This is a genomic window from Polyangiaceae bacterium (assembly GCA_020633205.1).
In the GTDB taxonomy this organism is placed as follows: Bacteria; Myxococcota_A; Polyangia; order Polyangiales; family Polyangiaceae; genus JAHBVY01.
Genome location: JACKEB010000012.1, coordinates 40,151 through 58,730 on the forward strand (window position 1 = coordinate 40,151; position 18,580 = coordinate 58,730).

Below are 18,580 nucleotides of genomic sequence, written 5' to 3' on the forward strand. Positions count from 1 at the left end.
TCCGAGATAGCTCAGTTGGTAGAGCGGGCGGCTGTTAACCGCCTGGTCGTAGGTTCGAGTCCTACTCTCGGAGCCCGCCACGAAAAAGGCCCCCACTCGCGTGAGGGGCCTTTGTTCGTTCTGGGCTCCTCTGGGAGAGCTGTAGGACATCTTCACCAGGTTCCACTTCGCCTTCGGCTCGTGGCTGCGACCTGTTTGGGTCGCAGTCGAGTCCTACTCTCGGAGCCCGCCACGAAAAAGGCCCCCACTCGCGTGAGGGGCCTTTGTTCGTTCTGGGCTCCTCTGGGAGAGCTGTAGGACATCTTCACCAGGTTCCACTTCGCCTTCGGCTCGTGGCTGCGACCTGTTTGGGTCGCAGTCGAGTCTCATCTCGGAGCCCGCCACGAAAAAGGCCCCCACTCGCGTGAGGGGCCTTTGTTCGTTCTGGGCTCCTCGCAGGACATCTTCACCAGGTTCCACTTCGCCTTCGGCTCGTGGCTGCGACCTGTTTGGGTCGCAGTCGAGTCTCTCTCGGAGCCCGCCACGAAAAAGGCCCCCACTCGCGTGAGGGGCCTTTGTTCGTTCTGGGCTCCTGGGAGAGCTGTAGGACATCTTCACCAGGTTCCACTTCGCCTTCGGCTCGTGGCTGCGACCTGTTTGGGTCGCAGTCGAGTCCTACTCTCGGAGCCCGCCACGAAAAAGGCCCCCACTCGCGTGAGGGGCCTTTGTTCGTTCTGGGCTCCTCTGGGAGAGCTGTAGGACATCTTCACCAGGTTCCACTTCGCCTTCGGCTCGTGGCTGCGACCTGTTTGGGTCGCAGTCGAGTCCTACTCTCGGAGCCCGCCACGAAAAAGGCCCCCACTCGCGTGAGGGGCCTTTGTTCGTTTCGGGCTCATCTGGGCGGGTCTTGTCAGTTCGCAGTGGGTGTTCCCAAGAAGCTGAGCCCCGGCAGGTATTTAGGAGTCTGAGCACGCGCTCGGTCTGTCGGCACGCGCAGCGCGATCATCTTCATCGGCTGGAAGACGAGGAGACGGCCAGTGACCGTCAGCTTCCACGCCGTTCTCACTCGGGCCAGCGAAGGTCGAGGGGAAAAACAGCCGTCCACTGGACGCTGCCGGTGGAGTTCGAGGCAAACCAGAGCCAGCGCGCTCGTTCCCGCGCGGCTCGCCGAGATCGTGCCGGCTACGTCGCCGGCTTGGACTTTGCGATGCGCTCGAGCTCGGCGACGACCGCGGACTTCTCGATACGCCCCTCCGCAACGCCCATGGTCAGCGCGTAGAAGGCCTCCGAGTCGTGGTCCAGAGTGACGCCGTTTACATCGAGGAAGACCTGCGCTGCGAGCAACCCCACGCGCTTGTTGCCATCGACAAAGGGATGGTTCGAGACGATGTGGAACAGGTACGCCGCCGCCATCGCAAACAGGCCTTCGTGTGCATAGGTGCCGCCGAACGACGTCTGCGGCTGGGCGACCGCCGACTCCAGGAGGCCGCGATCACGCACGCCCGCGCCGCCGCCGAACCGCTCAAGCTGGCGCTGGTGCAGTGCGAGCACCACCTCCACCGTGAGGAACTCGATTTCCACTGGCATCTCTCACTTGGCGAGCTTCACGTAAGTCTCCTCGTGGGCGTCCATCAGCCGGTCGGCGGAGGCCAGCGCCCGATCCATCAGCGGCGCCCGCTTCACTGGGCGAATGATGAGCGCCTCGCCGTCCGTCGTGACCTCGAGCGGGGTGTCCTTGGTGATTTCGAGCAGCTCGAGGATGGGCCGCTCGATGATGAGACCCAGGCTGTTGCCAACTGCGGAGAGCTTCTTGACCATCATGGTACAACCTCGTTCGTACGCACGTAATACAGAGAGTGTAACGCGCACGTCTCGAGATGGCCAGGGGGGAGAAGACCGTGACGCACTTCAGCTTCGTGATCCGTCACGACCTTCTCGAGGAGGCATCGCCGAGCCTAGTGCCGTGCGGATTCACCATCAGCGTGCCGACCTCGAGCCTCCTCCAGGCGCAAGTGTGGGCTCGACGTCGTGATCGGTCCGTCCTCGACCACAAGTGCTTCGCGCGATTCGGTAGCGCCTCGACTGCGCGGTGCCGTTGCGGTGCCCCTCACCCTCAGACGACCGCTCCTCGGTCCCAAACACTGAATAGCGGCTCCCGCGGCCGTAGACTCGAAGCTCGCTCGCCGAGTACCTTGCCTCCGTGGCAACGAACACCGCTACCGAAGTCCAAACCTTTCTGGATGCCGTCGCACCCGCTGGGCGACGCCGCGACGCGCTCGCGCTGCTCGAGCTGATGCGCGAAGCGACGGGACTCGAACCGACGATGAGCGGTTCTTCGATCGTCGGCTTCGGCGAGTACTCCTACGAGTACGACAGCGGTCGTAAGGGCACGGCGCCAGCAGCTGGGTTCTCGCCACGCAAGGCGGCGACCACGATCTATCTCCTCGACGGGATCGCCTACCACGAAGCCGCGCTGGAGAAGCTAGGGCCCCACACCACGGGTGTCGGCTGCCTCTACATCAAGGACCTCAGCAAGGTCGACCTGCGCGTGCTGAAGGGCATCGTCCGCAAGTCGTTCAAGCAGCTCACCGCCAAGACCTATGGCAAGCGCGCGCGCGACGCCGCCGCGACCAAGGCTCCCAAGAAGTCGACCCGAACCGGTTCAGCGAAGAGCCCCATCGACACCTATCTAGAGGGCATCGAGAACCTCACCGCACGCGCGACGCTCACGCGGCTGTGTGAGCATTTGCGTGAGTTGCTGCCGACCGCGACGGAGACGATCAGCTACAACATGCCGGCCTTCCGGTTGCCGAACGGAAAGGTCGCTGCGGGCTTCGCCTTCTTCGGGAAGAACTGCGGGTACTACCCCCACAGCGGCAACGTCGTCCCGAAGCTCGGCGCGCTCGTCGATGGCTACAAGGGGACGAAAGGTGGCATCGCGTTTCCGCCCGACAAGCCGCTGCCAAAGAAGATTGTGAGCGCCCTCGTACGCACACGCCTCGCCGAGATCGCCGAGAAGGAGGCCGCCCCGAAGAAGCCCAAGAAGGCGGCGACCAAACCAGCGACGGGAAAGACGACGACGTCCAATAAAGCGACTGCAAAGACAGCGACCGCCAAGAAGACGACCACCAAAGCGAGTGTCACGAAGCCTGCTTCTGCGGACGCAGCGAAGAAGCCGCGCATCTTCGCGATGTCGTTCGCCAGCGTGTACCCACTCTACGTGCAAAAGGTCGAGAAGAAGGGCCGCACGCAACAGGAGGTCGACGAGGTCATCGCCTGGCTCACCGGCTATCGCGGCAAGGCTCTGCAGCGCGCCATCGACAAGAAGGTCGACTTCGAGGCGTTCTTTGGCGCCGCACCGCGCTGGAACCCGAAGGCCGAGCTCATCACAGGAGTCATCTGCGGGGTGCGCGTCGAAGACGTCGCGGATCCGCTGATGCAGAAGATCCGCTACCTCGACAAGCTGGTGGATGAGCTCGCCAGGGGGAAGAAGCTCGAGAGCATCCTGCGATCGTAACGGCTACCAGCTACCGATCTTCTCGAGCACGCCGCGCCGCTTGACGACGTTCTTGTAGTCCCATTGCACCGTCCGAGCTGTTCGCAGCCAGCGCTTCAGATCCCGCAGCTTGATCTGCGACGCATCGGTGATGCGCAGCTCCGCGGCTTTGAACTTACCCTCGGGCTGAAGCAGCGGCTTCTCGAAGGACTGCCCGCTCCAGAAGAGCAGCTGCACGTGCGTCTTGCGCACCCAGTAGCCGACGATGGGATTGCCATCGATGAACCACACCGGAGCGCCGTGCCAGATCTTGCTCTCAGCTTTCTTGAGTCCTGCGTCGATCGCTGTCGCCAGCGCCTCGCAGATCTCGCGAGAGCCTGCTGACTGAGCGGCGTTGTACTTCTGGATGTCCTCGTGCATCGCGTGTTCCGTTAGCCCTAGCGCGACTTGGCGTGGCTGGGTAACGGACATGGAGCGAGGTGGGTTGGTTCGTTGGGGTGAGTTGTTGGGCCTGGCGTTCACCAGGGTCGGGCGCGCGTGGCGAGCGAAGGGCAACAGATTTGCTTGCGGAGTTCTGATGCGGGCCCGAACCTGGACGCTCTCCCATGGCCAAGAAGACCTCTCCGATGAAGCGCCGCGCTACCAAGGTGGGGCGCGCGGCTCCCCGAACGAATCGGACTCGCACCGTCGGGGACGAGAAGCGGTTCGCCGAGGTCGTGGCACTCATCGAGACTGCGCGTGCTCGTGGCCACCAGGCCGTGAACGCAGTGCTCGTCGAACACTACTGGGAACTCGGAGAGTACATCAGCCGAAAGATCGCGAGCGCTGAGTGGGGGGACGGCGTGGTCAAGGAGCTCGCTGCCGATCTCGCGCGGCGCTACCCCGGCACCCGCGGGTACACCCGGCCGAACCTGTTCCGGATGCGCCAGTTCTACGAGGCGTACCATGGGCATCGAAAAGTCTCAGCGCTGCTGAGACAATTGCCGTGGACGCATCACCTGCTCATCCTCGGCCAGACGAAAGCCGTCGAGGCGCGGGAGTTCTACATCCTCACCGCCATCAAGGAACGATGGACCTCCCGCGAGCTTGAACGCCAGCTACGATCAGGTGCGGTCCTTCGCGATGCGCAGCCGGCGAAGAAAGTCTCACCAGTGCTGAGACAAACTCATCCGACCGCCCTGGCTGAGTTCAAGAGCGCATACAATGTCGAGTTCCTCGGCCTCACCGCTGACCACTCCGAGGCTGATCTCCACACGGCGTTGCTTCGCAACTTGGGACGCTTCCTCACGGAGCTAGGTCGAGACTTCTGCTTTGTGGGTTCGGAGTACCCGTTGCAGGTAGGCAACCAGGATTTCGCGGTCGACCTCGTGTTCTTCCACAGAGGGCTGCAGTGCCTCGTAGCCTTCGAGCTGAAGACCGAGAAATTCAGGCCCGCCGATCTTGGACAGCTCTCGTTCTACGTTGAGGCGCTCGATCGCGACGTGAAGAAGCCTCACGAGCGGCCTTCAATCGGCGTTCTGCTTTGCGCGACGAAGGACGACGAAGTTGTGGAATACGCGCTTGCGCGGACGACGTCGCCCACCCTCGTAGCCGAGTACCAGACGGTGCTGCCCCCGAAGGAGGTGCTCCGCGCGAAACTTCATGAGCTGTACGCGCAGCTCGCACCGCCGGATGACACATCCGGGACAGGAACTGGGCATGGCTGAGCGCAAACGGGGAACGAGCACGAACGGCGCGACCTTCGAAGCCCTGGCCACGACCAGCGTCTTCTTGGAGGACCTAAGGCAACGCTCTTTGGGCGACGAGGCAAGGACGGGGCAGGTCACGGATATTGGGTGATCGGGGCGTCGCCTTGCTTCTCGTCTCGTGACTTGCCCTATGGCGGCGGCGACTGGTTGAGCGACAAGGCACCGCGCTTCTCCTTGGTCGCTTCGTGCACAAGCTGCCTGTGCGCGCGATAGTTCTCCTCTCCTATCACCCGACCGATCACTTCATCGAGCTCACGGCTGCGAACCAGAGCGTCGACGTACTCATCAAACTGCTTCGCGGTGAGCTTCTCCGAGAAAGCCGTCGCGATGTCGATGAGAGTCCAAGCCACAACGACAGCTGCTGTCGACAAGGCTTCAATCGAAGCCTCGTTGTCCTGCCGTGCTCGATGCGTGAGATCGTGCCTCGATTTGAAGATGTCTTGGAGCGTCAGGCCGTTTGGCAGCTTCACGACGAAGCTGCTGACACGCTTTTCGAGATCTGTGAAGTTCTTCGTATTGAAGAGGATCTCGTACGAGGTCACAGCGAGTTGCAGCTTCGCGAAGTTTGAAGAGCATGCCGCGTCCTGAGCGATCAACGCGGAGGTGATGATGCGTTTCTCCAGGCTCGATGGGGTCAGCGTGTTGAGCACCCTGCAGATGCCGTGCTGATAGTGAAGGTCCCACGACTCTCCAGCGATGATCGGCGCGCCAGTGCGGACTGAGTTGCGAAGTGCTTGTTTGGAAACCGATACGGGTTTCTGAACAATGTTGGGGTTCACGATCTGTTGAATTTGCGCTGATGGAGGGGCTCCTCCGCCGAGCGTGAGAGACTTGGGAGCAAGATACCAGGCGTATTCGCGAGGGTTCCCACAGAAGGCAGTCGCTCGAAGGCCGCGAAGAAATCTGGTCCCAGTGAGCATCGCGCGAATCTTTTCAGCTCTTCGCCTCTCGGCTGCCTCATCGCCGCGCGCTCGCACTGCGACATAACCTTCGGGAGGAAACTCTACCAACGTCTCCCGATTCCCTGGGGTCCGCTCGCCCAGGGCTTCGCTCAGTCGCCCATGAGTCAAGACTAGAACAGCATCCGAGGTTGCCCCACGCGCTACGCGCTCCCGCGCCACCGTGAGCGACACTAAAGTCGCGTCTCCCCACAGCGGGTCGTTGAAGCCGTCCTTCTCGTCGTCAAGCGCCAGCCCATACAGCGGAAACAGCTTCCAAGTCGAACTCGTGCGTGGGTTGTTCGGTCTCCCTTTCTGACCTTTCGAGCCGCTCTTCTTCTTCGAGCTCATCATCCTCACCCCATTACAGATCCTCGTTCGTCGCTTGGCATCGCTGCTCCTGGATCTCCAAACAGGTCGTGACCTCGAAGTCAACTCGAGCCGTCCTCACCTCGCGCTAAGCCTGCGAATCGAGATCCTTCGTCAGTGGCTTCGTTGTGGAGCCAACGCGCACGCGATCGATCACCAGGCGGATTGCGATGTTGACTGCGTGGAGCTTCGCGCTGCCAGTCGTGCTCTTCAACGCGCGACGCTCCGCGTGGTGTTCGAGGACGGAAACCTGCTGATCCGCGCGGTGTGCACGCTGGTCCTAGGCGCGCCGCTTATCTGCGGGCACTCCGGGTCGAGGCGCGGCGGTCGGCGAGCTACCGCGGCACCACCCACGCCGCGCGGCTCGCGACCAACGGATCCTGGTCGGCCTGATAGACTGCCAGGCGCTCGCGCTGCTCTTTGCCCCAACCCCGCTTGGGCTTGGAGGTTGCGAGCAGGGCTTCCAAGGCGATGCGTCGCAGCCGCGGGTCCTCTGCGTTGGAGAGCAGGCCCTCGATCTGTGACGGATGCACTGCGTGGCGCACCGCGCTCAGTGCGGCCTCCATGCTGTCGTAGTGCAGCAGGTTCTGGTCCGACAGCGACGTGAGCAGCTCGCTCAGCCGCCGGAAGTCATACAGCCTGCCTGCCAGGCGAATGGCTTGAGGGGCCAGCAGCGGATCGGCGATCAGGCCGGTGAGCACCTGCTTGCCCACGTCGGTGCGGGCCTTGCCAGCGTAAGGGCCCAGGTGGTTCGGTAGTACCTCTAGTAGTGCCGCGAGGATATGACGCTTGGCGGTGACCTCGGTCAACTGGAGCAGCGCCCGCGCGAGCTGCTCGCTTTCACGGCCCTGCATGCGATGCATGCAGGCGTTGAACGCCGCGACGGCCTCCGCAGCTTGCTCCGCGCGTAGCCCCGCGGCGCAGGCGTTCCACAGCACCCGCTCGGCGTCGACCAAGGGGATGTACGCCACGCGGCCTAGGAGCGCCAGGCGGGCGTCCAGCTCCGGGCGCTGCAGCAACTTGCTGAACAGCCGGGTGATGCGCGCTTCGCTCTCGGCGCTCAGGCGTGCAGTGGGGATCTCCGCGAGGCGACTCGCCAGCACCCAATCCGAGCTGTCGGATGCCTCTTCCCACACTTGCCATGCCTCTTCGCGATCGAGGTGGGGCCACAGCGCTCGCAGCAGCGCGAGGTGGACGTCGCGGTGGAGCGAACTGCGGTCGTAGCTCAGCAAGAGCTGAAGTCCGGGTTCACCCGCGTAGTCACCGAGCAGTCGGATCACCTCTTTGGCGACGGTGACTTGCTTGAGCGGCACGCTCTTCAGCATCTCGATGACCTCGCTGCGTGGCAGTGCCAAGAGCTGCTTACGCCACGCGTAGATCGCCCAGCGCGCGCGATCGTCGCCGAGGCACTCTTGAAGCGTCGCGAGGCCGCTCCCGTCGTCGAGGTGGGGCAGCGCACGCACCGCCATCTCACGGAGCGGCGCCCTCGGATCGCTCGCGAAGCGGATCAGCAGCTGGCTCGGCGCGAAGGCCAAGCGCGTGAGCTGATCCAGGCAGCTACGCAGGGTAGGCACGTCGCGCTCGGTGTCTGCCAGGATCGCCTCGAGCGATTCCGCGCGGGTACACTGGTCGCGGGCCGTCCAGCTGCCGTGCCCCAGTCGGAAGTGGATCACCCAGCGCGTCTGCTCGCTGGAGAAGCGCCCGTGCAATGGGCGCTCGCCAAGGAAGCCTCGCAAGCGACTCTGGCGCTGAGTGGCCACGAAGTCTGCGATGCTGGGGGCCGCGATGAAGCTCTCGTCCTTGGCGAGCAGCTCATCTGCCAACTCGGAGAAGGCCTTGGGATCCGCGCGGCGCACTTGGGCGAGCAAGGTCGTCACCACGCCGAGTAGGGGCACGCTCCGCGCGAGTGCGCGCATGGCTTCCAGCACCGAAGGCATCTCGCCGAGCCGCGGACCCGCGCTGAGCGCTAGCCAGGCCAAGGCGCCGGCGCGCTCCTGGGTCGCCCAGGTGCCCATGAGATCACAGATGGCTGGCTCGAGGGCTGCGAGATCGTCCCGCGCCACCCCCACCAAGAGACCCAGGCTGGAGATATTGCCGCGGATCTTGAGCAAGCGGCTGAGGTTCTGGGCGGCCCAAGGCGCGTCCAGTCGGAACAGGCTGGTGAGCAGTCGGTCGAGGTGGAAGCTCGTGCCTGTTGAGAGATCCGCGGCGTCCAGCGCGTGGTCCACGATCTCACCCAGCTGTCCTAGGTGTTCAGCGCCAAAGCAACGCCGCGGGAGATCCGCGAGGCTAGCGAGCATCACCCCGCGTACCGGGTCTTGCTCAAATCGCCTCGCGGAAACGAGATCGAGGGCGAGCCGCGTGGCGCCTGGGTTGAACTCGGCGGCGGCGATCAGCGCTCGCAAGGCGTAGCCCCGCTCTTCTCCTTCAGGGTGGCCGAGCCAGGGCGCCACGATTTGCTTGGCGGCGTCGGGAGCCAGGAAGCGCGCGTACTGAATGCGCTCCCGCGGCCGCGTCTGGAGGTAGTCCACGGCGGTCAGGTGGCGGGTGGCCTCGCGTTGTTGCAGGTCCGGAGGCAGGTGCGCGACCTGGGCGATGGAGATCACGCCGTGAGTGTCGCGGGCCGCCGCGCTCCAGCGCCGGAACGCCTCGTCGCGCTGGGGGTGCGTTGGCTCCAGGTAGCGAAACAAGAAGCCGCCCCAGCTGCGCTGCACCCCGGCGCTGGCCATCCCCTTGAGCCAGGTGCTCAAGACCTGTTCGCGTTGCTCTTGGGGCAGGCTCAGGTACCAGCGCTTGCCGCGCTTTGGGTCATCGCTGAGGGTCGTCGGCGCGTGGAGGAGCAGGTAGCACAAGCGTTCGCTGCCCAAACGTGCGGCCAGGTTAGTGAAGCGCACCGCGCCGAATGCCCCCGGCGCGGGCACCGGCCGCGTGGCGATGTGCAGGCGCTTGAGCTCATCGAACATTGCCTCGGGGAAGCGCTTGGCGAGCTGTTGGATGCTCGAACCCAGCCAATACCCCGGGGCCTGTTCGAAGGTCATCAGGCGGCCCACCAGAGCGATCGCTTGTTCGCCGGCGTGCGCTGCGAGCTCTGGCAGCACGGCGGTCAAGCGCCAGCGCAGACGCGGATCGATGCCGCCCTTGGCCTCGTCCAGGGCTTGATTCAGCAATGACGCGACGAGCGCGCCGTGGAAGCGCGCCAGGCGCCCCCAGCCGTGAGGCGTGAGGCGGTTCAACGTGGCGGCTGTATCACTGGAAGCGAGCAGCTCGCTGACCAGCTCCGGTGAGGCATAGCCGAGCAGGTCGAGGCGTTGCTGGTCCGGGTCTTGCGCCGACCACACCCCGTGCAGCCAGCTGTCCACAGCTGCGGTGCGTCCATGGCGGCGCAGCTTGAGCAGTAGCGTCTTTCGCGCGCCGGCGGGGGCATGATCCAAACACACGCTCAGCCCTTCGTCGTCGCACACGTGGACGGCGAGCTTCAACGCGCGCTTGCGCAGCACTTGGGAAGGTCCCCGAACGGCGGCCAACACTTGCTCACTGCTCGCGCTGCCGTAGCTGCTCGCCAGGGCCAGGCTGCGCAGGTAGCTGCTTGGACTCGCCGCGAGCTGCGCGACGAGCGTTGCCGCGCGGCTATCGCTCCTCGCCTCTCGCCCGAGCTCGACGCAGCGCGCGACGCGCACGCGGTGGTCCAGGCCATCGACGCTGGCGGCGAAGCCCGCAGCCAAGTCTTGCTCGCTCATGCCAGCACTTTAGCCCACGTCCCTCCCAGCGCGCGACGTGGTCGAAGTGCGATGGGCTTCAATGCGCCGCTTGGGAGGCGTTGTTGCTCGCGTGTGAAGCTTCCGGTAGGCGCGAGAGGCCTCCGAGATCGCGCGCTAGGCCTTCTGGGCGCGCGTGAAGGTGCCGCGGATGCACATGCAGGTACCGCGGACGCACGAAAGGGCTCCAGGCAGGCGCGCAAGGCCTCTGCGCCACGCACGGGAGGTTTTTGGGGGGGAGGGGAACGCCACACAAGTGATGGCTCAGCTCGAGCTACACGTGTTGGTCGATCAGGATCGGGTTTCCGTCGGGATCCTCGAGGGTGATGTGTCCAGGACCCGCGTCGCCGTCGAGCTGCTTCGAGGTGGGTTGGATCCCTGCGGCTTCGAGCGCCTTGCACAGATCGCGCACGTCGCTGAAACCCTCCTTGGATTGGCCGGGACCGCTCCAGCCGGGATTGAAGGTGAGCATGTTCTTCTCGAACATGCCTTGGAAGAGACCGATCACCGTGTCGCCGTTCACGAGGATTGCCCACGCCTCACCGTCGCCTCCAGACATCGTGAAGCCGAGCTTCTCGTAAAACGCTCGCGAGCGAGACAGGTCTTTGACCGCCAAACTGATCGAAAATACGCCGAGGTCCATGGCGCTTGCCTTATCACTGCGGGGGTGGCGCTTCATCCCCCGCGCTTCAAGCCGCACGCAGCGCCTGGGACAGGCGCTGTGCCATGGCTTGGATCCCAACCCGATCCGCGGGGAGAGCGATCGAGTCTTCGGCGGTCGCGAGCACGAGCTCCACGTGTTTGCTCAGGGCTTGCCTGCGACCGGCGTTCGAGGTCGCGTTCGCCAGCGTTTCCAGCGCGCCCAGTTGCCGCGTCAGCACGGCGACGTTGCCCGCGGCGCTCTGCCTGATTTCGTCGAATCCTTCGGCCAAGAGTTCCGCGAAGGTCGGGCCGCGCGCGATGACTCTGGGCACGCCGTCGTCCATGCCATGAGGCGGCCTGAAGATGCGGTCGCTCAAGCTCACGAAGATCGCGCTGAGGTAGTCGACGCAGATCACCGCGGTGGTGGTGTCGTTCACACCGGGCGACAAAGCCTTCAAGGCGATGTCTACGATCTGTCGAATGCCGAACGTGGGGTCTTGTTCTACGGTCCTCAGGCGGCTCAGCACGCAAGTCACGTTCAGCTTGTCCGTGGCGTTGGAGTCTTGCTTGCCTGACTGAAGAACCGAGGCGAGACAGGTGCCTTCGACCACGAAGTCACCCATCGTGCGTTCCAGACGGATGATGGAACCGGTCTCGTGCGCCCACTCCAGCAGCGCGTCGGTGTCGACGCTCTGTAGGTATCCATTTTTCTCTGCGGAAAGTTGCTTCCAGCCGCTCTCGTTGGTCGCGTCCGGACTCGCCGCAAGTTCCTCGTCGTCGCCATCCCCCAGCTTCTCCGGGAACAGCGTCTCGATAGCGCTGATCGTTTCCTCGGCCGCAGCCGCGATGATGCTCGACGCCTGGATCGACATCGAGATGTGGTGGATGAAGAAGATCAGGTGCGCGATGCCGACGAACGCGAGCACCAGCGCTCCGAGGACAGCGAGGGATGGAACGAACGCCTCGTCCTTGTCGCCGTGGATCGTCCGCAGCACGACCAAGCAATAGGCAAAGATGCCGACGAAGACCCCCAGCACCACCTGGTTTCGTCGGTCGCGCATGAAGTTCCGGAGCACCCGCGACGTGTACTGACTTGAGGTCAGGGAGAGCGCGACGATGGTCACGGAGAACACGACGCCGGTCACCGTCACCATCGAACCCGCTACCGTGGCTAACAGTGCACGGGAGCCATCTGCGCCGGAGCCGAAGATCAGCGGCCACTCGCTCGCCACTTGTGGCTCGTTCGTGGTGTCCAGCGCGATCAGGGCAGCGGCGAGCGCCACCGCACCGACGACCATCAGCGTCGGCACGAACCAGAAGCTCGCCTGCATCTCCTGCCACCAGTGCCGCAGTTTCGTGACCACGCGCTTCCTTAGCATCGCGCCCTGCGCGAGCTCTGGCGAATCACGCAGCGCCTTCGATGCTCGCCGGTTCAGCGGGGCGCGCCTGCGTGTTCGCTCCGAGCAGAGATGCTAGTGTCGAGCCGATGAGAGCCCACCGCCCCGAGCGCATGCGACGTGAACCTCGCCAGGGTCGCTCGCGGGAAACCGTCCGCGCTGTCCTCGAGGCAGTGCCGCGGGTGATTCATCGCGAGGGCGTGGATGCGGTCACCACGAACCGCATCGCTGAGGCGGCGGGGGTCAGCATCGGCTCCCTCTATCAGTACTTCCCCGACAAGCGGTCCATCTTCAGTGCGTTGCATGAACGCCACGTCGAGGAGGTTCACCAAGTCATCGAGCGCGTGATGGCCGAACACGCTGGTGATCTCGCCGAGTTCACGCGCGCGCTCGTGGAAGGCCTCGCGGACTTACACGCCACAGAGCCGGAGCTCCACGAGCTGGTCTCGGAGCAAGTACCCGAAGGGTCACTCGGCTTTCGGCGCGCACTCCGCACGACCTTCGAGCGGGTGACGTCGTCGGAGCGAATGCTCTTCGTGCTGCCCAACGTGATCGAGGCGCTGGTCCACGGCATCCCCCAGCGGCCGCTACCGCTAGCCGCTTCCGTGCGGGAGGAAACGGTACAGACCGTGCTCACTTGCCTCGAGTCGTGCCGCGACGCTTGAACGCTGCGCGGTTTTCCTCTGCCCACTGCGCGAAGGGGATCGGCTCGCGCCCGAGGACTTGCTGAACGCCTTCAGTTCGCGTCGCTAGCCGGCCCTCGCGGATCGCGCGCCAGATCTCAACCAGCGCATCCGCGAACGGGCCCTCGAAGTCAGGCCGCGCTTCCTCATCCGAGATCGCTTCGAAGCCCACTCGCTTGCCTATGGCCTGGCCGATCTGCGAGGCCATCTCCGCGTAGGTGAGCGCCTGAGGACCGGTGATCACGAGCGCCTGGTTGTCGTGAGCCCGCGTGGTGAGCGCGTTCACGACCACGTCAGCGATGTCCCTCGGGTGGATGAAGGCGATCCTCCCGTCGCCCGTCGACATGCGCAGCACACCGTCGTGCTGGATTGCCTCCGCCCAGCTCAGTGCGTTGGACATGAACGCCGAGGAGCGGATGAATGTGAACCCAACGCCGCTCTCACGGATCGCCTCTTCCCCGCGGGCGTGCCAGCTGCCTGTACCCACTCCGCTGCTCACGTCCAGCGTCGAGAGCTTCACCAGGTGACGCACTCCCGCTGCTTTCGCGGCGAACGCAGCGGCGCGATCTCTGATGTCCAGATCCGGGCCGCTGTTGACCAGAAAGACTTCGCGAACATCCGTCAGCGCGCCCGAGATGTCCGCGAGATCGCCAACCCGGATCGAAACGCGGTCGCCGAACAGCTTCCGCGCTTTCTTCGCATCGCGCACCAAGACCGCAGGGCGCTCACCTCGATCGATCAGGCGCCGGGTGACGAGCGAACCCACGGTCCCCGTGGCGCCCGTGATGAGGTAGCTCACGCCAGCTGACTCCAGCCACGAAGCGCCTCGAGCGCGACGCGCTTCTGACCCGCCAAGGACAGGTGGAGGCCATCGTCCATTAGGAGTTCTGCAGCGGGCGGTGTCCCAAGCAACGAGAACAGATCAATCGTAGGCGCGTCGAGCTCCCGAACGCTGGTGGCGATGCGTGCGACGTCCTCATTCCGGAAGCCAACGCCGAAGCGCGACAGCCCCCAGTGGTTCGCGACGCGCTCCTCGTTCACCGCTGGAGGGGTCAACCACAGGCAGCGCGCCTGGGTCTCGCGCGTGGTACGCCGCTGTAGCTCAATAATATTCCGCGCGGATTCGCTCGCGTCAACCAGCGTCTTGGTCGGGTTCGGACCCTGGGTGCGCGCATCATTGGTTCCGAGCAAGAACAGCACCCATTCAGGCTGCTGCGCGATGACCTGGCCGATGCGGATCAGACCGTGGGTCGTTGTGTCACCAGGAGCTGCGTTGATGGTGAGTGACACACCTCGCGAGGCCAGGAGCTCAGTCAAAATCGTCGCCCAAGACTCGGGATCCGAGGTGTGGCTGTCTCCAAACACCACCACCTGGCTGCCTTCCTTCAGGGGAAGGCGATCGAGCAACGGGGTGACGCTGGAGTCATTGAGTAGGGTACGCGCGACGTGCTTGGCTCCTTCGAACATCTGGTTCCGCTCGCTTGCGTAGACGTCCTTCGGGAGGCCAACGAGCGCTGCCCGCACCTCCTCCGAGAGCGCGGCGATCCCCGGAAGCGCGCCGAGGGTTTGTTCGGGTTGGAGGACCTTGAGAAGCCAGTGTGTCTGTTCGATGGATAGTTGCATGGGTTTTCCTGCCTTTGCTGCGCGGAAACGTAAGGGGCAGGGACAGCTTCGTCAGCTCGTGTTGGTACCCGACAAACTCCGCGAAAAAGCCGCGTATTTGCGAGCTTGCTCAGGTTCCTCTTGCGCTCTCTCAGGAAGTCGCCAATACTAAACCATATGGTTCAGTATTCAAGAGGACGCCTCGACGACTCCTTCGCCGCGCTCTCCGACGCTACGAGGCGCGGCGTTCTCTTGCAGCTCGCGCGCTCGGACGCGTCGATCACGCTGCTGGCTGAGAAGTTCGAGATGACGCTGACCGGCATGAAGAAGCACGTCAGCGTGCTCGAGCGGGCCGGCCTCGTGACGACCGAGAAGGTGGGCCGTGTGCGTACGTGCAAGCTCGGGCCCCGCAGCCTCGAGGCGGAGTCGGAGTGGATCGAACGCTACCGAAAGCTCTGGGACGAGCGCTTCGATGCCCTCGACGCCCTCGTTCAGAAACTAAAAGAGAAGGAGAGTCCTGAGTGACCAATCAGACACAGGTGGAACGCAAATCCGATCGCGAGGTGGTGATTACCCGCACGATCAACGGACCACCCGAGCTCGTGTTCAAGGCTTGGACCGAGCCTGAACTGTTCAAGCAATGGTGGGTTCCGAAGTCGATCCCCATGACCCTGGTCAGCTGCGAAATGGATGTGCGCACTGGCGGTGGGTACCGCCTGGTGTTCGCGATGGGCGAACAGAAGGCGGAGTTCTTCGGCAAGTACATCGAGGTCACTCCCCACTCCCGTCTGGTTTGGACCAACGACGAAGGGGGTGAGGACGCGATCGCAGTCACCACCGTGACCTTCGAAGAGCGAGAAGGAAAGACGCTCCTCACCTTGCACGAGCTTTATCCGTCGAAGGAAGCGCTCGACGAAGAGATCGCCCAGGGGGCCATTGCAGGCATTCCGGAGCAGTGGGATCAGCTGGAGGAGTTCATCGCTACGTTGCAGTAGCTGTGCGGCCTGAGCCTTCAGCGACACCGAGGCGGCGGGCGGAGCCCCGCCGCCTCCCGCAGTGCCTATTCACTCACCTCCAAGGTCCCCAGGGGATGCGCCACACCATTGACCACCACCTCGAAGGGGTGGCTCCCGGCGTAGTGCTTGCGCGTCGTCATGGAGGCGAACGAAACTCGACTTTCGATGGTCGCGCTGCCTCCCGACGGGAGGGTCAGGCGCTTCAGCTTGAAGACCTTGGGCCGCGTGGCCCCGTTCGCCTTCACGAAGTGCACGACCAGATCCAGGAGCAGCTCCTGGGATTTCCGCGAGGTGCTGCGGAGGGCGAAGCTGACGTTGACGCGACCGCCCACTGCGACTCGCTTCGGATTGAAACGCACGCGTTCCACGCTCACCGCCGGGCGCTCGCCGAAGCCAAGCAACGCAAGCGCCCCAGGCTCTCCGCGCTTGACCGCACTCCTGAGCGCGTGCTCCACGAGCTGGCGGCGAGTGGTTGAGCCGTCCTCGAGCCAGCCAGCGCAGGTGCGCGTCAGGAGCTCCGGATGCAGCTTGCCTAGGTCGTTCAGGTTGTTCGCGACGCTCCGGCGTACGAGCGTTGTTGGATCATCCTTGAGCAGGTTGAGCAGCTCCACGACTCGTCCTGGGTTGTTATCGAGCCACTTCACCCGGCTTGCCCAAGGTAGTCTAAGCCTCGTTCCTTCGGAGACCAGTCTGCGCACGTGTGGGTTTGCGTCCCGTGCCCACTTCTCGAAGAACTTGCAGGCGCGCTCGGGGTCCTTCGCGATGTACGCTCGAATGCTGGATTCCGCGGTGAAACGCTTGGTGAGCTCGCGCTGGGCTTGCATCGAGAGGTCGAAATGCTCGAGCCCGTGTTCTGCGATGAAGAGCGCATAGGGTAGGTAGATGAAAGGACCCATACCCACACCGATCAACTCGTCACCCTCGATCTCCGGACCAAGCGCTCGCAGCACCACGTCGAGCGCTTCGGGGTAGGCAGCGGGCAGCTGTCGCTTGAGCGCAGCGGCGATGTGTTTCGCGCGGTCGAGGAGCTCGAGATCTTCGAGTTTGTCCGATGCTTGTTTGATGAAGGCGCGCTCGGGAAAACTCGGATGGGCACGTACGAGTTCCTTTGCGAGGCGACGGACCAGTTGGGGCGAGAAGAAGGTCTTGAGGGCGTTCGTGGTCATCGAGCTACCTGGTCGGAGGGGGCGCAGGCGTTGACATAGCTTCAATTGGTGACAGAATTTGTCACCATTATGCCGCGGGCCGAGAGGTTGTTGGAGTTGGCTGACACGCTGCGCGGTCGAGACACTTCAACCGTCGGCGAACTCGCGGAAGAACTTGGGGTGAGTCGGCGCACGATCCTGCGCGATCTGCGGGCCTTACGCGAGCGAGGCTTGCCCATCAGTGGCGATGTGGGGCCGGGCGGTGGTGTGCGGCTGGACGCGGATCGTGGGCTTGCGGCGGTCCACCTCTCCCTCGCTGAGATCGTCGCGGTCTGGCTCGGCGCGCGGCTCTCCCAGGCGGCGAGCGACTTGCCCTGGGGAGACGCAGCTGGCTCCGCGATGGCGAAGTTGCTGGGGAGCCTCCCGGCGCCGAAAGCGCGGGCACTGCGCGCGCTGTGTCGTCGGGTGATCGTCGGTGACCCGGCGAGTGCTGCGGTGCGCGCGAGCGCAGGAACAACGCCGACGGAGTTGCTCCGACTCTTCGAGGAGGCGTTTTCCGCTGGGCTCGGACTGGGCTTCGGTTACGTCGACCGAGACGGCCAGGTGACCAGTCGTCGAATCGAACCCCATGGACTCTTGGTGCAGTCCCCGGTTTGGTACCTGCTCGCCCGCGACGTCGAGAAGGACCAGCCGCGGATGTTCCGCATGGATCGGATAGCGCGACCGCGCATCTTGCGTGACGTGACCTTCAAGCCCGACCTCAACGTGATTCAGGCGTTGCTACCAGACTGCGAGGATTGGCGTCCACTCACCGGGCGCCTGACAAGGTGAGCTGCGGCCCGTCGGTGTTAGTGACCTGCTTGAGTTTCCTCGCGGATCGTCCTCAAGCCTTGCGCGAACGACGTGATCCGAAAGTCCGGAAAGCGCCCCTTGAACTTGTCCGAGACGAACAGATTGTCGACCTCGTAGCGCGGCAGGAGTTCGGCTGCGTCTCGCGCTTGTTGGTTCACGAGTCCCGCCAAGGAGAGCTGCCAACGCTTCAGCACTCGGTAGCGTGGTGCCACTCCGAAGGTCGTCGCTGCGAGCCCGACGAACTCGCGGTAGGTGAGGCGCTGATCGTCGCACGGCAGGTGCCAGGTCTGACCGAACGCATCCGGCGTGTTACCGAGCAGCGCCATCGCGCGGCTTGCGTCGGGGGTGTAGATCAGGCTGCGGAGAGTGTCGTCGCGCAGAAACACTCGGGCTGGCTTTCCCGCTTTCAATTTGTCGATCACCAGCGCGTTGGTGATGCTCTGGGTTTGACCTGGCCCGTAGAACTCCGGCGCGCGGCAAATCAACGCTTGGAGCTTGCCTTGAGACATCGCATTCAGGAGCTCCGTCGCGATCGCCGCTCGGACCTTGCCTTTCGCGCCGCCTGGCTGAAACGCGGTGTCTTCCGTCTGCGGCTCGCTGGTCTGCGGGTACATGTACGTGTTGTCGAAGAACACGAGCTTGGTGCCGTGAGCCGCGCAGGCATCGATGACGTTGCGCATCATCACCGGCCAGTGCGCGACCCACGATGCCGTGTCCATCGGCAGCCCGGCGGTGAGGTAGACCGTCTCCGCGCCTGCTACTGCGTCTAGCGTCTGCTCTGCATCGAGTAGATCGGCACTCAAGAGCTCGTCGCTTGCGTGCACGGGGCGCGGGTTGCGGCTCACCAAGCGAAGATCCCGCTCAAACTCGAGCTTCAATGTGCGAGCAAGCTCACGCCCGATCTGCCCACTCGCTCCTAGAATGACCTGCATTGCTTTCGACTCCCGACGCGGGCCTC

Annotated in this window: 18 protein-coding genes and 1 tRNA gene; 8 read left to right on the plus strand and 11 right to left on the minus strand. The window is 64.1% G+C overall.

Annotation, left to right across the window (positions count from 1 at the left end; all coding sequences use genetic code 11):
- Window positions 1–73: transfer RNA gene (locus H6718_12165), tRNA-Asn, on the plus strand.
- A 1,088-nt stretch (window positions 74–1,161) separates the two neighbouring features.
- Here the strand turns inward: H6718_12165 and H6718_12170 are convergent.
- Both H6718_12170 and H6718_12175 read right to left on the minus strand, forming a co-directional pair.
- Window positions 1,162–1,566 carry a type II toxin-antitoxin system death-on-curing family toxin gene (locus tag H6718_12170; GenBank protein ID MCB9586148.1) on the minus strand — a complete coding sequence of 135 codons (405 nt, stop codon included), beginning with the start codon at window positions 1,564–1,566 and terminating at the stop codon, window positions 1,162–1,164.
- Window positions 1,567–1,569: 3 nt separating this feature from the next.
- Window positions 1,570–1,797 (minus strand): AbrB/MazE/SpoVT family DNA-binding domain-containing protein, encoded by a 228-nt coding sequence (locus tag H6718_12175; protein MCB9586149.1) that lies wholly within the window; start codon window positions 1,795–1,797, stop codon window positions 1,570–1,572.
- Between the two features lie 382 nt (window positions 1,798–2,179).
- Here H6718_12175 and H6718_12180 point away from each other — a divergent pair, with 382 nt between their 5' ends.
- Window positions 2,180–3,496 carry a DUF2200 family protein gene (locus tag H6718_12180; protein MCB9586150.1) on the plus strand — a complete coding sequence of 439 codons (1,317 nt, stop codon included), beginning with the start codon at window positions 2,180–2,182 and terminating at the stop codon, window positions 3,494–3,496.
- 3 nt (window positions 3,497–3,499) lie between these two features.
- Here the strand turns inward: H6718_12180 and H6718_12185 are convergent, their stop codons facing one another.
- On the minus strand, window positions 3,500–3,895 hold the full coding sequence (locus H6718_12185) for a DUF1801 domain-containing protein (GenBank protein ID MCB9586151.1): 396 nt from the start codon (window positions 3,893–3,895) through the stop codon (window positions 3,500–3,502).
- A gap of 206 nt (window positions 3,896–4,101) precedes the next feature.
- Between H6718_12185 and H6718_12190 the strand changes: the two genes are divergently transcribed.
- Window positions 4,102–5,181, plus strand: coding sequence for a DUF1016 domain-containing protein (locus H6718_12190; protein ID MCB9586152.1), 1,080 nt, complete (start codon window positions 4,102–4,104; stop codon window positions 5,179–5,181).
- On the plus strand, window positions 5,174–5,314 hold the full coding sequence (locus tag H6718_12195; GenBank protein ID MCB9586153.1) for a hypothetical protein: 141 nt from the start codon (window positions 5,174–5,176) through the stop codon (window positions 5,312–5,314). Before H6718_12190 ends, H6718_12195 begins: the two co-directional genes overlap by 8 nt.
- A 37-nt stretch (window positions 5,315–5,351) precedes the next feature.
- Here the strand turns inward: H6718_12195 and H6718_12200 are convergent, their stop codons facing one another.
- The 4 genes from H6718_12200 to H6718_12215 form a co-directional block, all read right to left on the minus strand.
- Entirely contained in the window at window positions 5,352–6,002 is a 651-nt protein-coding gene (locus H6718_12200; protein MCB9586154.1) for a hypothetical protein, read from the minus strand.
- An 863-nt stretch (window positions 6,003–6,865) separates the two neighbouring features.
- The gene (locus H6718_12205) at window positions 6,866–10,267 is read right to left on the minus strand and encodes a hypothetical protein (GenBank protein ID MCB9586155.1); all 3,402 of its coding nucleotides are present in this window, start codon (window positions 10,265–10,267) and stop codon (window positions 6,866–6,868) included.
- A 292-nt stretch (window positions 10,268–10,559) separates the two neighbouring features.
- Window positions 10,560–10,928: a VOC family protein gene (locus H6718_12210; GenBank protein ID MCB9586156.1), complete on the minus strand. Its 369-nt coding sequence runs from the start codon at window positions 10,926–10,928 to the stop codon at window positions 10,560–10,562.
- Window positions 10,929–10,974: 46 nt separating this feature from the next.
- On the minus strand, window positions 10,975–12,306 hold the full coding sequence (locus H6718_12215) for a DUF2254 domain-containing protein (GenBank protein MCB9586157.1): 1,332 nt from the start codon (window positions 12,304–12,306) through the stop codon (window positions 10,975–10,977).
- A gap of 41 nt (window positions 12,307–12,347) precedes the next feature.
- On the opposite strand from H6718_12215, the gene H6718_12220 reads away from it, so the two are divergent.
- Entirely contained in the window at window positions 12,348–12,989 is a 642-nt protein-coding gene (locus H6718_12220) for a TetR/AcrR family transcriptional regulator (GenBank protein MCB9586158.1), read from the plus strand.
- Here H6718_12220 and H6718_12225 read toward each other — a convergent pair.
- Window positions 12,958–13,806 (minus strand): NAD(P)H-binding protein, encoded by an 849-nt coding sequence (locus tag H6718_12225; protein ID MCB9586159.1) that lies wholly within the window; start codon window positions 13,804–13,806, stop codon window positions 12,958–12,960. The genes H6718_12220 and H6718_12225 overlap by 32 nt on opposite strands.
- Entirely contained in the window at window positions 13,803–14,531 is a 729-nt protein-coding gene (locus H6718_12230) for an SGNH/GDSL hydrolase family protein (protein ID MCB9586160.1), read from the minus strand. The genes H6718_12225 and H6718_12230 overlap by 4 nt, the downstream gene beginning before the upstream one ends.
- 255 nt (window positions 14,532–14,786) lie before the next feature.
- Here H6718_12230 and H6718_12235 point away from each other — a divergent pair, with 255 nt between their 5' ends.
- Complete coding sequence (locus H6718_12235) at window positions 14,787–15,134, plus strand: winged helix-turn-helix transcriptional regulator (GenBank protein ID MCB9586161.1); 348 nt, start codon at window positions 14,787–14,789, stop codon at window positions 15,132–15,134.
- Window positions 15,131–15,604 (plus strand): SRPBCC family protein, encoded by a 474-nt coding sequence (locus H6718_12240; protein MCB9586162.1) that lies wholly within the window; start codon window positions 15,131–15,133, stop codon window positions 15,602–15,604. Before H6718_12235 ends, H6718_12240 begins: the two co-directional genes overlap by 4 nt.
- Before the next feature lie 65 nt (window positions 15,605–15,669).
- On the opposite strand, the gene H6718_12245 is transcribed toward H6718_12240, so the two are convergent.
- A complete protein-coding gene (locus H6718_12245) occupies window positions 15,670–16,791 on the minus strand; it encodes a DNA alkylation repair protein (protein MCB9586163.1) in 1,122 nt (373 codons plus the stop codon).
- A gap of 69 nt (window positions 16,792–16,860) precedes the next feature.
- Between H6718_12245 and H6718_12250 the strand changes: the two genes are divergently transcribed.
- Window positions 16,861–17,601, plus strand: a complete 741-nt coding sequence (locus H6718_12250) for a WYL domain-containing protein (GenBank protein ID MCB9586164.1) — start codon at window positions 16,861–16,863, stop codon at window positions 17,599–17,601.
- A 17-nt stretch (window positions 17,602–17,618) separates the two neighbouring features.
- On the opposite strand, the gene H6718_12255 is transcribed toward H6718_12250, so the two are convergent.
- Window positions 17,619–18,554: an NAD-dependent epimerase/dehydratase family protein gene (locus H6718_12255; GenBank protein MCB9586165.1), complete on the minus strand. Its 936-nt coding sequence runs from the start codon at window positions 18,552–18,554 to the stop codon at window positions 17,619–17,621.
- Window positions 18,555–18,580 lie beyond the last annotated feature (26 nt).